The organism is Halalkalirubrum salinum (genome assembly GCF_005543295.1).
GTDB lineage: Archaea > Halobacteriota > Halobacteria > Halobacteriales > Haloferacaceae > Halalkalirubrum > Halalkalirubrum salinum.
In genome coordinates, this window is sequence record NZ_SRSG01000050.1 from 1 (window position 1) to 687 (window position 687).

1 protein-coding gene is annotated in these 687 nt (G+C 52.5%); it reads left to right on the forward strand.

All coding sequences use genetic code 11. From position 1 onward, the window contains the following. On the forward strand, positions 1–624 hold a 624-nt coding region (locus E5K03_RS13840), incomplete at its 5' end, for a ComF family protein (protein WP_138007391.1). Positions 625–687: the final 63 nt, after the last annotated feature.

A 687-nucleotide genomic window follows, 5' to 3' on the forward strand; every position in this document is an offset into this window, starting at 1 on the left:
TTTAAACGAGTAACGCCCCCAGCAGCCACTCCTGCAAACCAAGTATTGAACGTTTTTGCGTTGGACTGGTATCGCCCGAGTTCACTGAGTTTCGATGCTCTTCAGGCACTCGCAAAACACGGAGAAGATACCCCGATAGACACTTTCCGACCACGGCTACAGGACCTCATCCACCGACGATTCCTTCTTGATACCTGGGATTACGACTACATTACAGTCTATCCGGGTCACGAAGCCCAGTCACATAGTTCACAATTAGTAGAACTAGCACAGGACGCCGTGCTTAAAACCGAAATCATCTATACGCCGCTTCTTGAACGAACTGAAACTGTCGAACGTCAACGCGAGAAATCGGAGGAAGAACGCCGACAAGTCGCTTTCCATCCCTCTGAATCGCTCCGTACACGAGCAAAACTCCACGATGATACCGTCATTTTGCTCGACGACATCTGCACGACTGGTAGCTCACTCCTTGCGGGGGCTCATCTTCTCCGCAAGGCCGGTGCTGACCGCGTCGTCTGTATCGCTCTCGGCCTTACCCCTGGCGGACCACAGACCGACGTGAAAGAGATCACTGACCCAGAGGCCTCAGCATCAGAAATCATCGCAGGAGTAGACCAATGAAGCTCAAAAATAAAGCGCTACTGGCTGCCCTCACCGACATCTCTGGGATTGGGGATGCACGTG